Origin of the sequence: Paenibacillus sp. 32352, from assembly GCF_002042965.1 — a bacterium.
Taxonomy (GTDB): Bacteria; Bacillota; Bacilli; order Paenibacillales; family NBRC-103111; genus Paenibacillus_S; species Paenibacillus_S vulneris.
The window spans coordinates 69,854-85,211 of sequence record NZ_MZNT01000015.1 but is presented as its reverse complement, the minus strand read 5'-3'; the positions used below and the strand labels follow the sequence as shown (position 1 = coordinate 85,211).

Sequence of the window (15,358 nt, the reverse complement as noted above, 5' to 3'; positions counted from 1 at the left end):
CACCTCTTATTACTTACTTATAGGCACAAATTGCATAATCTTGGTATCCATAGATCAGTCCGTTAAGATCATTTAACGATTCGTTAAAATGACTTAAGTCAACACCGTCTATTTGAAGATGAGGAACCCCCTTATCCGGTACTGGTGACAGATATTTAATATCCACTTGGCTATACCCTGATCCCTGGAAAATAAATTTTAAAGTAACAGGGTGAACAGGTTTAATATGTGTAGGATCCATATAGAACCAGTTTGACATAGCGAAGACACTCTGTACATTTATGGTTTCTACTACAAAAAGCCCACCTGGCTTTAACACTCGATAAACTGAATTTATTAGACTCATTGCTTGTTCCGAAGTTAAATGTTCAATCACTTGGGCCATAAAAATACCATCTAATGAATTATCATTAAGCTTTTCTAGATAATCTATAGCATCAATGAGCTCTACATTAAATCCACGTTCTTTACAATAATCTATCATATCGTTATTAATATCTATTCCCTTGACGTTAACACCATACTCCTTGTGCAGTAATTCTATAAATTCACCTCTACCGCAACCAATATCAAGTACTTCTTTCCTGTTTGCGAATAAAGGGAGGTAGTCCCTTTGTCTCTCCATAATTACACTTCTTGATCCCCTAAATTTCTGTTCAAATAAGAAATAATCTAATTCTAGATTATTTTCTAGCTGTTTAACGTTGTTTACTTCTTTTGTCTCATTTATTGCTTCAGGAGAGTCTTTCTTTACTATTTTGGTCGTATTCTTCTTAATACGAGAATTTATAAGTAATATTAAATCATCCGTTTTTTCAATTTTTTCGTTTATAATCCGAACATCATTATAAATTTTATTTTTGAATTCAATGAAAGTGTCGTTATGCAAATAACCAGAAGATATTTGATTTACTCTGTTATTAATTTCAGTTATTCCATCAGCTATATTTTGTTGCTTAACAAGTACTTCTTCAATAGAAGCTAGCTTATCTTCTACTTCTTGTAATTTTTGTTCTATTAGTTTTTGAGAACTAATTATGTTCTCTATAGATTTAAAATCTTCTTCCAATTTATTTTGTTTATTTAATACTTGCTCCAAGTCTATAAAAAAATTGGATATTTGATCATTATTTTGATCTGAAATACTATTATTTATTACTTTTGTTAATTCAGTCTCTAAATCATCTATTTTGCTGTTCTTTCCCTTCAAAAACTCAATATCTTTGATTAAATCTGACAATATAGGATTAATATTATTAAATGACCTGGTTACGCTACCGTTGAAATTACTTTGCTTTTCAAAGGCAGGGTTAATATACCACCTTAATAATTTTCTTATTATTTTTTTTCCAAAGACTATTAGTTTGCCAAGTACAGGACGATGAGATGTCAATACGTATTCTGGAGACACGTTCCAACCTCTGTTATTTTGGTCAATTTCACTAGATAATTTAACGTAATTTAATTCATAACTCTGACTCATAGGAACATCATATTTTGATAGGGTTTTTCTGTTCTTTTTTGCTAACTCTAACGTTGATTTAATCCTATTCATTATTTTATCTATATTCATTGATTGTTCTGGCATGATGTAGTCTCCTTTTCTAAATGAACAGATGATTCTAAAAAAGCCACACCAACAAATGGAGCTTCTTGACCAGAGATTATTTGAAACGTCGCAGCTTGCTCCAGCCAATCATAATTTTTATCCAGATGATGATAACTATCATGGACAGCCACGGTAACACTATAAGTTCCAATTCCAATGTTTAATTTTTGTGAAAAGGTAATTGTATAAGAATTATCCTTCTCAAATTTCTCTAATTTATAGTCTAAATGAAATGTATTGGTCCCATATACTTCATTACCCAAACGATCTTTTATAACAAATCCTACAGTAGGGCTTATTATTTCTTTATTTGCTTTCATTGTAATTCTGATATCTAAACTATCAGCTACCTGGAGTGCATTGGTTACTAAACCATTCGAAACTAAGGATACCTCTTCTATTTGTACATCTTTGTTTCCAGATCTAATAATCTTTTTATTGTTCAAACCGATGCTTTCTGTTATTTTAGCATCTGCTTCTCTTTTCGCTATAATAGCATTATAATAATCCAATACTTCGTCTGGAAAACCATCTTTTATTAATATACCATTATCTAGTAATATGGCTCTGTCACATAAATTTTTAACTGCTATTGGATCATGGGATACAAAAAGAAGTGAGGTACCTTTCTCACGAAATTCCTTTATTCTATTAAAACATTTATGTTGAAAATACGTATCGCCTACAGACAGTGCTTCATCTACTATTAAAATATCAGGTCTCACTGATGTAACTGTTGCAAACGCCAGTCGAACTCCCATGCCACTTGAATAAGTTCTTAAGGGCTGATATATATAATCACCAATCTCCGCAAAATCAATGATTTCTGGAATTAGTTTGGTTATTTCATGATTATTTAATCCCATTAATTGTCCCAGCATATATATATTTTGGATACCAGTAAAATCAGGATGAAAACCTAATCCTAGTTCAAGTAAAGCAGACACCCTTCCGTTTATTTCAAGAGTCCCCTCGGTAGGTTTTGTAGTGCCAGTAAGAATTTTCAATAAAGTACTTTTACCTGCACCGTTATGTCCAATAATACCAAGAGACTCACCCTTATTCATTTTGAACGAAATACCTCTTAGTACCCATTTTTCTTCATGTCTTTTTACACCAGTTGTCCATTCAATAAATCTGGAGAGGTTAGTTGAGTAACGTTTATATCTCTTCCCCAAATTAAGGGCATTTATAATAGTCACTATAACTCATCCACCATTTCTGTATCTAACTTTTTAAAAGTAAAATAACCAACAACGATCAAAATTAGACTAATACTCGCTACCCCCCATAGGGAGTTCCAATCATTCCAATTTTGATTAGTTATAATAGCATGATAACCGTTAAATATCGGCAATAGGATATTCCAATCAAAATAATCTCTAAATTTATTAGGAACTATCTCAATTGTATACACGATGGGTGTTAACCAACTCCAAAATTGCATTACAATTGAAAATGAGTGTCCTATATCTCTAAAAAATACATTTAATGTAGCAAGGATAATTCCAAGTCCCAATGCTAACAGTTGCTGAATTATTAACAAAGGAATCATATTCAACATAATGACTCCAGGGAACTTGCCAACAATCAATAAATAGATGAGAAAAATCCCATACACTATAAAAAAGTTTATCAAGGATGAAATCATAATATAAACTGGTAAAGACGTTCTAGGGAAACTAACCTTTTTCATAATACCACTTTGATCAATAAAGACATTTTGCATTCTTAGTACAGTCTCCTGAAAGAGCTGCCATGGCAGTAGCCCTGCACATAAATAAATACTGTAAGCTAAGGTATCACTAGAATTTGGTAGTTTGGCGCCCATAACCTGTGAGAATATTACTGTATAAACAAAAATAAGGGCAATCGGATGTAATATTGCCCATATCGAACCAAAGATCGAATTCATATATCTTGATTGAAAATCCCTTTTGACAAGACCGAATATAAATCCTTTATAGTGCCATAATGCGCGTAAGATAAGAATCACCTCTATATCAATTGCTTATAACGACGATCTTGTAAAATATCATAAAGCGATTCTTCAATATTTTTTTCAGGCTCCCAACCAGTCAGAGCACTAATTTTACTATTATCGCCAATTTGGACCGGGACATCTGATGGTCGGAGTTTCTCAATGTCCTGTACAACATCTATATCTACTTCGGATAGACTTATAAGTGTATCCAAAATTTGGGATATTTTGACCCCTGTACCAGAACAAACATTAAAGATTTCACCTGAAGCTTGACAAAATAATAACATTTCATAAGCTTTAACTATATCCCGAACATCAGTAAAGTCTCTTACTGCTTCTAGATTACCAACAAAAATAGTTGGTTCCTTTATTCCCGATTCAATTTCGACGATTTGTTGGGCAAAATCTTGTGTAACAAAATCCTGACTTTGGCCCGGTCCTATGTGATTAAACGTTCTTGTATGGACAACATTTAAAGAATAAGCCTTTGCATATTGCAAACACAATAAACCCGAAGATAATTTACTGATTCCATAAGGACTCATTGGATTTGTAATGCTATTCTCGTTAATACCATTCATTTCTTTGATATTCCCATATTCTTCGGATGAACCGACTGATAAAACCCTGCAATCAGGTGAATATTTCAGGATAGCTTCAAGTAAATGCATAGTTCCTATTAAATTAATATTGAATGTTTCCGTTTTTTGAGCCCATGATTTCTTCACAGAACTCTGTCCAGCAAGATGTATCAAATGCGTCGGTTTAGTTTTTTGAATTAATTCGTATACACTTTCTTTGCTTGCAAGATCAAGATGAAATTGATTATCTTCTTTAGGGTTTGAGGTTACCGTAGTTAAAACTTCATATTCTAATCCTCTTAACAATTTAACCATGTAGGTGCCAACAAAACCATTGGCACCTGTGATTAGTATACGTGTCATTTAAATTGTCCCTTTAACCTGTTCAAATCACTTTCAACCATCATTGTAATCAGCTGTTCAAACCCCACTTCGAGCTCCCAACCTAGTTTTTTCTTAGCTTTTGAACAATCTCCCAAAAGCAAATCTACTTCTGCCGGGCGAACAAATTTTGGATCAATTATTACGTAATCCTCCCATTTCAAACCAACATGACCGAAAGCAATTTCTACTAATTCTTGTACAGTGTGTGTCTCGCCCGTAGAAATAACATAATCATCGGGCGTTTCCTGTTGTAGCATTAAGTACATAGCCTTTACATAATCTCCGGCAAAGCCCCAATCTCTTTTGGCATCCAGGTTACCCATTCTAAGTTCTTTTTGCATACCGAGTTTTATTCGGGCAACTGCATCAGTTACCTTTCTTGTAACAAACTCAACGCCGCGGCGAGGAGATTCATGGTTGAAAAGAATTCCTGAACAAGCAAACATATTAAAACTTTCACGATAATTTACTGTAATCCAATGCCCATATACTTTTGCAACTCCGTAAGGACTTCTAGGGTAGAAAGGTGTTGTTTCCCTTTGGGGCGTTTCTACTACCTTACCAAACATTTCGCTACTAGATGCTTGGTAAAAACGTGCTTCTGGCTTCGTAAGCCTAACAGCTTCCAACATATTTGTAACACCAACACCAGTAACTTGACCTGTCAGTACAGGCTGCTCCCACGAAGTCCCAACAAACGATTGTGCAGCGAGATTATAGACTTCATCTGCATTAGAAATTCTAAGAGCCTGAATCAAGGAGCCTTGATCTAAAAGATCACCATCGATAAATTCTATTTCATTCTTAATATGTTCTATATTTTCCACAATTGGCATACTAGTTCTTCTGCGGAGACCGTATACCTTATAACCCTTAGAAAGTAATAGTTCAGCTAAGTATGATCCATCTTGACCTGTAACGCCAGTAATTAGTGCAGATTTTGTCATTTATTATTAACTCCTTAATTTTATTTTATTTATAAATAATGATCTAGCTTTTGAGTCCGAAGTTCTTTTAACAATATCTTGACTTCCTGTGCCTTTTCTTTAGTACAAATTAAAGTTACATCTTCTGTATCAACTATAATGAGATCTTCTATACCTAGAGTAGCTATTAGCTTACCGTTACTTTCAATAATACATCTTTTGGTATCCAAATTTAGAATATTCCCTTTAATAACATTACCGTTCTCATCATGATCATTTATTCGGTCTAGAGCCGTCCAACTACCTACGTCATCCCAACCAAAAACGCAAGGGATAACATAAATATTATCAACTTTTTCCATTATGCCATAGTCAATTGATTGATCTGGCATTTTATAGAATTCCTTTCGAATCAATTCATTTCTATCTCTATTTGCTTCAAATGCAGATTTTAATGTTTCCAAAACATCATGCATATCAGGCATTAGCTCCTTAATATATTCCCTTATAGAAGCTGTCTTCCAAACAAAAATTCCACTATTCCAGAAAAAATTACCTGAATCAAGATATTCTTGAGCTGTTTCTAAGTCTGGTTTCTCAACAAACTTATTTACTTTATGAACTTCCAGTTCGTTAATTATTTTCATTTGCTTAGTGCTTTCAATATACCCATAGCCTGTCTCGGGATAAGTAGGTTTAATACCTAAAGTCACCAGATTCTTATTGTCCTGTGCTACCTCTACAGCAGTACGAAGAATTTTAATAAATCCTTCTTCGTTTTCTATGATATGGTCAGATGGTAGAACTACCATCGTACTATCGGGGTATTTTTCTTCAATGATAAGAGAAGCAATTCCTACGCATGGAGCTGTGTTTCTTCCAATAGGCTCTATAATAATATTTTCCATTGGGAGGGTTGGCAATTGTGCATGGATTAATTCTGCATAAAGTTCGTTGGTTACTATAAATATTCGTGAGATATCTATCAATTTTTCTAATCTAGATATAGTCTGCTGTATCATCGATTTATTTCCAGATATATTTAAGAATTGTTTTGGCAAATTCGTTCTACTTTTAGGCCAAAATCGTTCACCCTTGCCACCTGCCATAATCACTGCAGTAATGGTCATGTCTTCCCCTCCTGATATCGACATAAAACGATAAATTAACTCACAATATTATAGCTTAATAAATTACTGCAAAGCAATCTTTTCTGGAATAATTTGTTTCTAAAACCAAATCATTTATTATAATATAGCTATAAATATATATCGACCGAAGGTTTCTCCATTATTCTCCCATTAAATTGCCAATATGTTTAGTTGCATTATTTAGTCCATTCAGAATAAAATCATATTAAGAGTCGAATTATCGGAGGTTTTCAAACTTGAATTACTCATATGTAACATCAAAAAATAACAAAGAACAATTAATTCCGACAATCGAAATAAATAAAAAACTTGAAATTAAAAAAAACTACTCTACTTTCCTTGCAACATTATTCATAGTAATTGAAATGTTTTTAATTAGTCTCGTGTTTTTCTTTTTATATGAATTTCGTATCGCTCAAGAGTTCGACAGAGATCTTTCATTTTGGAATATGGATTCCCCCAGATTTATTAACTATGTTATGTTCTTTATAATATCTTCGATAACATATTCTATTTTTATGTACAGATATAGGTTGTTTCATTTTAGATCCAGTTCTGGTTTGGGCGATGAGCTTTATAAAGTAATTAAAGCATTTTCCTTTTCAATTCTAATAACGATCGGTGTAAGCTTTATATTAAAGTATACTGATTTCTCGCGGTTGGTTATTGTAAGCTATTGGTTAACAGCCATTATTTCCTCTTGTCTTGTTAGAAGCATAAAAAGAATTATTTATATTCAACTTGCTCAAAAAGGCGTTGTCAGTAAAAATGTTGTAATTGTCGGTGCCGGTAAGGTCGGCAAATCACTCATGGACGAATTAATTAATTACCGCTATTTAGGCTATAACATAGTTGGTTTTGTTGACGATAATGAATATAAAGATATTGATGACTATAGGTTTTTGGGTCCAATATCTAAATTAAGCGAAATACTTAAAGAACACCTTGTTGAAGAAATTATTGTAACCATTCCCTCAGAACGTGAGATTGTAAACAAGATAATAACTGACTTACGGAAATTAGATATTCAAATAAAAATTGTTCCGGACCTTTATAATCTTGTGATGAGTACGGTCCAAATAGGAAACATTAATACATTGCCTGTCGTAACATTGGTTAAAACTCCAATGAGAGGCGTAGGGCTTGCTGTTAAAAGACTTATTGACATTGTTGCATCTTTATTATTAATTTTAATTATTTCTCCAATATTTATTATTACCGCGTTTGCAATAAAGATAGATTCCAGAGGAAGTATTATATACAAGCAGCAACGAATTGGCAAAAACGGAAAGCAATTTAATATGTTAAAATTCCGTTCTATGGTTACAGATGCGGATGCGATGTTAAAAAAACTTCAAGAAAAAAATGAAATGGATGGAATAGCTTTTAAAATGAAGGATGATCCCCGAATTACGAATGTGGGACGATTTATTAGGAAATATTCCATCGACGAACTACCTCAGCTCTTTAACGTCCTCAAAGGCGATATGAGTCTTGTTGGACCAAGACCTCCGCTACCGAACGAGGTTGAACGCTATGGGGATTGGGAATGGAGAAGACTTGAAGTTCTGCCTGGAATAACAGGACTTTGGCAGGTAAGCGGACGAAGTGATCTTTCTTTTCAACAATGGATGAATTTAGACGTGTATTACATTGAGAATTGGAGTATTGCATTCGATATTAAAATTTTACTTAAAACCATTCCTGTCGTTTTAAAAGGAGAAGGAGCTTATTAATCTTGAATGTTTATTTGGATGGTCAGCCGCTGCTTGGGCCGCGATCGGGTATAGCAAGATACGTTGAGTGTCTTTCCAAGCAGTTATCCTATAGTGAAGACTTGGATGTATATTTAGCTTTTAACCGAATTGCAAAATCTATTCGTGAAGATCACGTTTTATCTTTAAAGCGTGATTTTCATATTCATTTAACAAACAATGTGTATCCTTATAAAGTATTAAGAAGACTGTTCAAACCAAATTTTTTTTACAGAATCCCCTATGATATGGTGTCTCAAGACACAGCTGACATTTTTCATGGAACTAATTTCACTTATACACCTGTACGAAAAGGTAAGACGATTATTACGATTCACGACCTGGCATACATGAGATATCCTGATTCTACAAGTGAGCGTATACTTAACCACCACAGTAAATGGGTTCCCGAAAGTGCAAAAAAATGCGATCATATTATTGCGGATTCTTTACAAACAAAGCAGGACATCATTAAGTTGTTAGATATACCTGATGATAAAATTGATGTTGTTCATCTGGCCGCAGATGAGCATTTCATCCCAATAGCCGATGTCAAACCAGTACTTAATAAATACAATCTCCCGGAGAGATTCATTTTATTTGTAGGTACCTTAGAGCCCAGGAAAAATTTGTTAGGATTACTGAAATCTTATTTAATTTTAAAACAAAATTATAATTATTCCGAGAAACTCGTCATTGTGGGTGCAAAAGGTTGGAAGTATAATCCTATTTTTGATTGGGTACAACAAAATAATTTGGAGGAAGATATTACTTTCACCGGTTTCATTGATGATGCTGATCTTCCCGCTATCTACAGTGCCGCTACTGTTTTTGTACTACCTTCCATCTACGAAGGATTTGGTCTCCCGCTACTAGAAGCAATGCAATGTGGTACTCCAGTTATTGGATCCGATATTTCATCAATACCCGAAATTATTGAAGAATCCGGATTTTTAATCCAACCAGACGATTACCCTACATGGGCAGAAACTATCCATAAAATGATTTCTAATGAAAATCTGCGGAAACACTATTCGCAGTTAGCCCTGCATCAAGCTTCTAAGTTTACTTGGGAAAAAACAGCCATTGAGACAAAAAATATTTATTACAAAGTTTTAAATAAAGGAATGCGAAAGGAGGCACTTACGAATGAAAATCGCACTTGTCCATGACTATCTAAATCAATATGGCGGAGCCGAAAGGGTATTAGAATGCTTCATGGATATGTTTCCTGAGGCTCCGGTCTACACGATTATATCGGATTTATCCAAGATGCCCGCTCGATTTGCTGAAGCAAATATCACCAATTCTTTTATTCAAAATGTTCCTTTCTCAAGAAAGCATTATAAAAAAATGCTAGGCCTCTTGCCTCATGCTGTTGAAGGTTTTGATTTACGTGAGTATGATGTCATTTTAAGTTCCTCCAGTGCGTTTGCCAAAGGAGTTATTACTACACCCTCTCAATTGCATATATGCTACTGCCATACACCCATGAGGTATGTATGGGATTTGTATCACCAATACTTGGCAGAAATCAATAATCCTGTTTATAAGAAGGTATTACCTTTTATTCTTCATAAAATTAGAAATTGGGATGCCATCAATTCACAGCGCGTGGATCATTACATTGCCAACTCCAACAATGTTTCCAAAAGGATAAAAAAATATTACAACCGTGAAAGTCATGTTATACACCCCCCGGTCTCTTTTGAGCGCTTTGATTTCGCGGGAGAGAGCGGGGATTATTTTTTGATCGTATCCAGACTCATTCCCTATAAACGCATCGATCTTGTAATAGAAGCATTTAACCTGCTAAAATTACCCTTGGTTATTATTGGGGACGGGTATGATCGAACGAGACTAAAAAAAATGGCGGGTCCAACCGTTCAACTTATGGGATACCAGTCAGACGAAGTGATATCCAAATATTACTCTAACTGCAAAGCCTTTATATTGGCGGGTGAAGAAGACTTTGGAATTACTCCTTTAGAAGCTCAAGCCAACGGCAAACCGGTCATTGCTTTTGGAAAAGGTGGTGCTCTTGAAACTGTAGTCGATGGGAAAACAGGCATTTTCTTTCATGAACCTACGGCCGATAGTTTAGTTCAAGCTATCAATCGGTTTAATTCCATCTCCTTCAATAAACATGCCATACGTGATCATGCAAATCAGTTTAATGAAATACGCTTCAAAGAAGAAATCAGAAGTTTTATTACAAGAGCCTTACAGCAAAAGGAGCACTCTCATGTATAAGAAAAAGAACCAGCTTGAACGGGAAGGGAACACATCTATATTATTTTGGCTTCTTACCACATTTATTGTACTTTTTATGTTCTGGGCCCCTTTCCAAAAAGGGTTATTTAACGGTAATACGTATGATTTTGAAAGACCCTTGTACAGCGCATTTGTATGGGGCTTTATCATCCTGTTTATTACCTCGCTCTTTTTATTTTATCATTGGAGATTCAAGGACCACGGTGATATTCTAAGCATCGTTGTCTGGCTGCTGCCTATCACATTCTTATTAGCCAAAATCAATGAAGCATCCCATTATTATTCCACCAACATGGTGTATATTGAGATGCTTTACGCTGTATTTTTTATACTTGGAATATATTTATGCAGGAGCTCCCTTGGTAATCGTATTCTAACCTTCTGTATTATGTTCTCAGGATATGTCGTCGTTTGGTTCGGTATGATCAATTGGCTTGGCTACAAGGAATTTGCTGCTAAACTCATTAATTGGTTCGTCAATCTTCCTACTTTGGAGTATAAAGACGCTGTTATGATGGCCAGTAACGAGCTGCGCCTTACGTCTACATTTCAATATGCCAACTCTTTCGCCGCATTTCTCATAGCTTTACTTTTGGCAGGTTCATACTTAATAGTTTCCAATCGCAAACCCGTTACGATTGCCATTCATAGTTTTATGCTAGTTCCTATGATTTTGTCATTATTACTGTCATTATCTAGGGGTGGTTTGGTCATACTCCCCGTTGTTTTGCTGTTGATTCTTCCTTTTTTGAAAATAGCAAAACAAATATTTATATTTATTCATTTCGTTGTAGCCGCTGTGATCTCCCTTATCATATTAAACAAGATAACATTGGTCGGAGAACAGTTCCATTTGCATCAAGATCTCTCCACCGCGGCAACAGGATTATGGATCCTGATCGGTGCTTCCGCAGGATGCGCTATCATTTGCTGGCTGCTTCAACATTTTCTGTATCCAAAGGTAGAGGGCTTCTTCAATAATAGATTGAAAATGCGGTTTGCCAATATCCTCTTACCTGCTGCTGCATTAATTATTGGCCTTTTGGGTATTTTCGTTGTGTTTGGTAATACAGGAGCTATTAATCTATTCCCAGACTACATCAAGCATCGTATTGAAACCATTAACTTGGAACAGCATAGTGTTCTTGAAAGAGGAACCTTTTATAAGGACTCGGTAAAGTTATTTAAAGATTACCCTGTTACCGGTGCCGGTGGCGGAGCATGGGCAGCTCTGTATGAGAAGTACCAGAACAATCCTTACGTGAGCAGACAAGCCCATAACTTCTTCATACAGTATTTGGTTGAAACCGGAATCGTTGGTGTCCTAGTACTGCTTGCCTTCCTCGTTTATATATATTATTTATATATTCGACAATATATTAAGAATACGACAAGCTCGCAGGAAAACTCGAACCGTCATGTTTTCTTTATTGTCACAATTTCGTTACTTGTTCATAGTATGATCGACTTCGACTTGAGTTATGTTTATTTGGGAGCCCTTCTATTCCTTTCCTTAGGGGGGATGATTTCGGGTTCTGAACAACCAGCCTTGTCCGAAAAATGGCTCGCTTTCAATAAATACAAATGGATTTATCCTTCTGTGCTTGTGGTCTTATCCATCTTTATGTTCTTTAGCTCGACCAAGATGTTAAGTGCCAACAGTAATTTTCAATCAGCTCTATCATTGGCTCAGTCCAGTAAAACTATTAATGAGGTTTTCATTCCGTTGGATAATGCATTAAAGCAGCATCCAAACCACCCAGACTATGCATCCTATAAGATTGACCTTTTACTTCAAGCTTATAATCAAACCAAAGATGAAAATCTCTTTAATCAGGCTACCGATATGATCCAAAAGACCCGGGCGAAGGAACCACATAATAGAGCTCTTATTGACAAGGAAATTTACACCTTGGCCATTAAAGACCAGCTGCCAAAAGCTCTAGAGCTCGTGAACAATGAAATTAACAACTTCCCTTGGGACATTACACTTTATGAGAAAAACATTTTGATGAACTACGACTTAGGGACAAGATCTCAATCGGACAAAGCTTTGGCTGAAAAATACTGGAGCCAGGCCATGGAAACTTACAATACTATGGTAAACAAGTCTAAAGAATTAGAGCTCCTCCCTAAAGGTCAACAGCAAGGACGTTCTTTTGGCTTAACCAAAAATATGGCTTTTACTTTGGGACAGATTGAATTTATGCATGGAAAGTATGCGTCGGCAGAATCTTTTTTGAAGTTCCAGTTGAATGATCAATTCAATGATCCGGTTGATGTTGAGATGGCTAGATGGTACTTAGCATCTCTTCAGAAACAAAATAAAAACGATCAAACCTTATATAATAAGCTGATTGCCAAGGATCCGAAAGAAAAGGATGAAATTAACACGCTGTTAAACGCAACTTTTTCCGTTAAATAACGTTCTATTATTTGGGAGTTTGTTTTTTTGAGCAAAATGCTACCATTTCTAGTCGATAGATGTTAGAATGGGGTTTATGTTTTTTAAAATTGTTTAACTAGGCCTAGCCTTGTTATATAACTTCCGTCGAGAAAGGAGGTGAATGACGATAATGGCGAACAATAATCTTCACAAAGGATCAAACAGAGAAAGAAATAGGAGGAGAAATCTGGTGTTAAATCGCACTTTCGTAAAGAAAACATCTGCATTGCTATCATTAATGCTTGTTATCGCAATGATGGTTCCTGTGCTGGCTTTCGCCGCCACTGGATTTTCAAATTTGACTTATAGGAACGGTTCTGTAACCGGCAGCGTGTATTCCGACGTTGAACTAGATTCCAAAGTTGGTGACGCAGTATACGTAAACGTATATAGCCCTGATGGCAAGTTTCTGACTACTACTAAGGCTGTATATAATAATGTGTACCAAGAAGGTAAAGGCTGGTTCTACGATATCCAAGGTATTTCCAGCATTAACGGTTACGGATCATTGGCTGTAAGTACTACAGTTTATCATGGTGATACCGTATCCGTAAGTGATTATGTTTATGTAAATAACACTTCTACAACCCCTGGTAATGGCGGTGGTAGTAGCCGTGGCAGCGGTGGCGGCGGTGGCGGTGGTATCAGCACTGGTAGCACTATCTCCGTAAGCAGCGACGGTTCTGTTGATGCGAACACACTGACCAATGCTTTGGCAAACAACAACACAGTTACTTTGAACCTTTCCGGTGATCTTGCCCTTATTCCTGCTTCCGCATTGGTTGATGCAGTAAAAGCTGGTAAAACCATCGTTATTGTTAACAGTAATGGTTCTTTGACTCTTCCTCTTTCCGTACTTAATTTGGACGATCTTGCTAAAACGCTTGGCGTAGAAGTAAAAGATATGAAAATTAAAGTATCTATCGCTAAAGTAACTGGCGAAACTGCAGACGCTGTGAAAGCTGCTGCAACAGCACTGGGTGCTACTCAAGTAGCTGACGCAGTTGACTTTAACGTGGTAGCAGTGGATAACGGTAGCAAGACTGCAGCGGTTGACTTCGGTAAAACCTATGTATCTCGCTCCATCAAAGTTTCCAAATCTGTTGATTCCAAATTTGTAACTGGTGTTCTTTACAACGAAACAACGAAAAAAGTAAGCTTCGTTCCTTCCACTTTTGCAACTGCAGATGGTGAAACAACAGCTACTTTGAAACGTAACGGCAGCAGCATCTACACTGTAGTTGAATCCAAGAAAAGCTTTGCCGATGTGGCTTCCCACTGGTCTAAAGCTGATGTAGAGCTTCTTGCTAACAAATTGGTTGTTGACGGTGTGACTGATACAGCATTCCAACCAGACCGTAACATCACTCGTGCTGAATTCGCAGCATTGGTAGTTCGTTCTTTGGGACTGTCCACCGTAACTGCATCCAACTACTTTACTGACGTGAAATCCGATGCTTGGTATGCAAGCACTGTAGCTACTGCAGCTAAAGCTGGCATCATCGATGGCTACGAGGATAAAACTTTCCGTCCAGATGCTCAAATCACTCGTGAAGAATTGGCAGCTATGGTTATCCGTGCAATGAACTATGCTGACATCGCTACGAGTGTTTCGGATCCAGAATCCGTACTGAGCAAATACAAAGATTCCAACAAAATCGTATGGGCTCAAAAAGAAATCGCTGCTGCGATCAATGCTGGTTTGATCAACGGTATGACTGATGATACTATCGGTTCCGACAGCCAAGCTACTCGCGCACAATCGGCTACTATGCTGAAACGTTTCTTGAGCGTTGCGAACTTCATTAACTAATAGGTTTATGAAGGAAGACTCGATACTTCGGTATCGGGTCTTTTTTTATGTAGAGTTTTCGGTTTGTCCCTTCGCTTTAGGATAAGTTAGCAAACTCACATTCATCTCCAACACTCGGATAACTTAAAGGGGAACGGTAACCGAGGTCAAACAATTGCATGTAACCGTACAAGCAATAAAGGCCCTGTATAATAACTTAATGATCCATGCATTGAGCTTCATGGGATCATTTCAATGCTTGTTTATCTTGTAGTCTATACAGCTTCCATAGTCTTCTTCTCCCCGTTACGAAGCCCGTTTGAACACACGGTAGAATTCAAATTTATGTTATAAACCGTTAAGTAGGCCATACCTGATTCCAACTGTTAATTTCCATCGATGCCTTTCTATGCACAGATATCAATCCATACGTAAGCCTCCGGAATGCCTGGGCTTG

Annotated in this window: 11 protein-coding genes; 5 read left to right on the top strand and 6 right to left on the bottom strand. The window is 36.2% G+C overall.

Translation table 11 applies throughout. From position 1 onward, the window contains the following. Positions 1 to 13: 13 nt before the first annotated feature. From B1728_RS28620 to B1728_RS28595, 6 genes are read right to left on the bottom strand one after another with little or no spacing between them, the layout of a single operon-like run. Complete coding sequence (locus B1728_RS28620; RefSeq protein WP_079913848.1) at positions 14 to 1,588, bottom strand: methyltransferase domain-containing protein; 1,575 nt, start codon at positions 1,586 to 1,588, stop codon at positions 14 to 16. Next, positions 1,570 to 2,811, bottom strand: coding sequence for an ABC transporter ATP-binding protein (locus tag B1728_RS28615; protein ID WP_079913847.1), 1,242 nt, complete (start codon positions 2,809 to 2,811; stop codon positions 1,570 to 1,572). Before B1728_RS28615 ends, B1728_RS28620 begins: the two co-directional genes overlap by 19 nt. After that, positions 2,811 to 3,605, bottom strand: a complete 795-nt coding sequence (locus B1728_RS28610) for an ABC transporter permease (protein WP_144028041.1) — start codon at positions 3,603 to 3,605, stop codon at positions 2,811 to 2,813. Before B1728_RS28610 ends, B1728_RS28615 begins: the two co-directional genes overlap by 1 nt. Before the next feature lie 2 nt (positions 3,606 to 3,607). Next, complete coding sequence (locus tag B1728_RS28605; protein WP_079913846.1) at positions 3,608 to 4,537, bottom strand: GDP-mannose 4,6-dehydratase; 930 nt, start codon at positions 4,535 to 4,537, stop codon at positions 3,608 to 3,610. Continuing rightward, on the bottom strand, positions 4,534 to 5,505 hold the full coding sequence (gene gmd, locus B1728_RS28600; protein ID WP_079913845.1) for a GDP-mannose 4,6-dehydratase: 972 nt from the start codon (positions 5,503 to 5,505) through the stop codon (positions 4,534 to 4,536). Before gmd ends, B1728_RS28605 begins: the two co-directional genes overlap by 4 nt. 29 nt (positions 5,506 to 5,534) lie before the next feature. Further along, complete coding sequence (locus B1728_RS28595) at positions 5,535 to 6,614, bottom strand: mannose-1-phosphate guanylyltransferase (protein ID WP_079913844.1); 1,080 nt, start codon at positions 6,612 to 6,614, stop codon at positions 5,535 to 5,537. A 257-nt stretch (positions 6,615 to 6,871) separates the two neighbouring features. On the opposite strand from B1728_RS28595, the gene B1728_RS28590 reads away from it, so the two are divergent. The 5 genes from B1728_RS28590 (at position 6,872) to B1728_RS28570 (ending at position 14,922) form a co-directional block, all read left to right on the top strand. Then, the gene (locus tag B1728_RS28590) at positions 6,872 to 8,371 is read left to right on the top strand and encodes a sugar transferase (RefSeq protein WP_079913843.1); all 1,500 of its coding nucleotides are present in this window, start codon (positions 6,872 to 6,874) and stop codon (positions 8,369 to 8,371) included. 2 nt (positions 8,372 to 8,373) lie between these two features. Further along, positions 8,374 to 9,561 (top strand): glycosyltransferase family 4 protein, encoded by a 1,188-nt coding sequence (locus B1728_RS28585; protein WP_079913842.1) that lies wholly within the window; start codon positions 8,374 to 8,376, stop codon positions 9,559 to 9,561. Beyond that, a complete protein-coding gene (locus B1728_RS28580; RefSeq protein WP_079913841.1) occupies positions 9,539 to 10,642 on the top strand; it encodes a glycosyltransferase in 1,104 nt (367 codons plus the stop codon). The genes B1728_RS28585 and B1728_RS28580 overlap by 23 nt, the downstream gene beginning before the upstream one ends. Then, entirely contained in the window at positions 10,635 to 13,088 is a 2,454-nt protein-coding gene (locus tag B1728_RS28575) for an O-antigen ligase family protein (protein WP_179136247.1), read from the top strand. The genes B1728_RS28580 and B1728_RS28575 overlap by 8 nt, the downstream gene beginning before the upstream one ends. Positions 13,089 to 13,239: 151 nt before the next feature. Further along, positions 13,240 to 14,922 (top strand): S-layer homology domain-containing protein, encoded by a 1,683-nt coding sequence (locus B1728_RS28570; protein WP_079913839.1) that lies wholly within the window; start codon positions 13,240 to 13,242, stop codon positions 14,920 to 14,922. Positions 14,923 to 15,358 lie beyond the last annotated feature (436 nt).

Excerpts from the sequence above, each read along its gene's own strand:
- B1728_RS28620 (WP_079913848.1), bottom strand. The coding sequence starts at position 1,588 with ATGCCAGAACAATCAATGAATATAGATAAAATAATGAATAGGATTAAA.
- B1728_RS28605 (WP_079913846.1), bottom strand. The coding sequence starts at position 4,537 with ATGACACGTATACTAATCACAGGTGCCAATGGTTTTGTTGGCACCTAC.
- gmd (WP_079913845.1), bottom strand. The coding sequence starts at position 5,505 with ATGACAAAATCTGCACTAATTACTGGCGTTACAGGTCAAGATGGATCA.
- B1728_RS28595 (WP_079913844.1), bottom strand. The coding sequence starts at position 6,614 with ATGACCATTACTGCAGTGATTATGGCAGGTGGCAAGGGTGAACGATTT.
- B1728_RS28580 (WP_079913841.1), top strand. The coding sequence starts at position 9,539 with ATGAAAATCGCACTTGTCCATGACTATCTAAATCAATATGGCGGAGCC.
- B1728_RS28575 (WP_179136247.1), top strand. The coding sequence starts at position 10,635 with ATGTATAAGAAAAAGAACCAGCTTGAACGGGAAGGGAACACATCTATA.
- B1728_RS28570 (WP_079913839.1), top strand. The coding sequence starts at position 13,240 with ATGGCGAACAATAATCTTCACAAAGGATCAAACAGAGAAAGAAATAGG.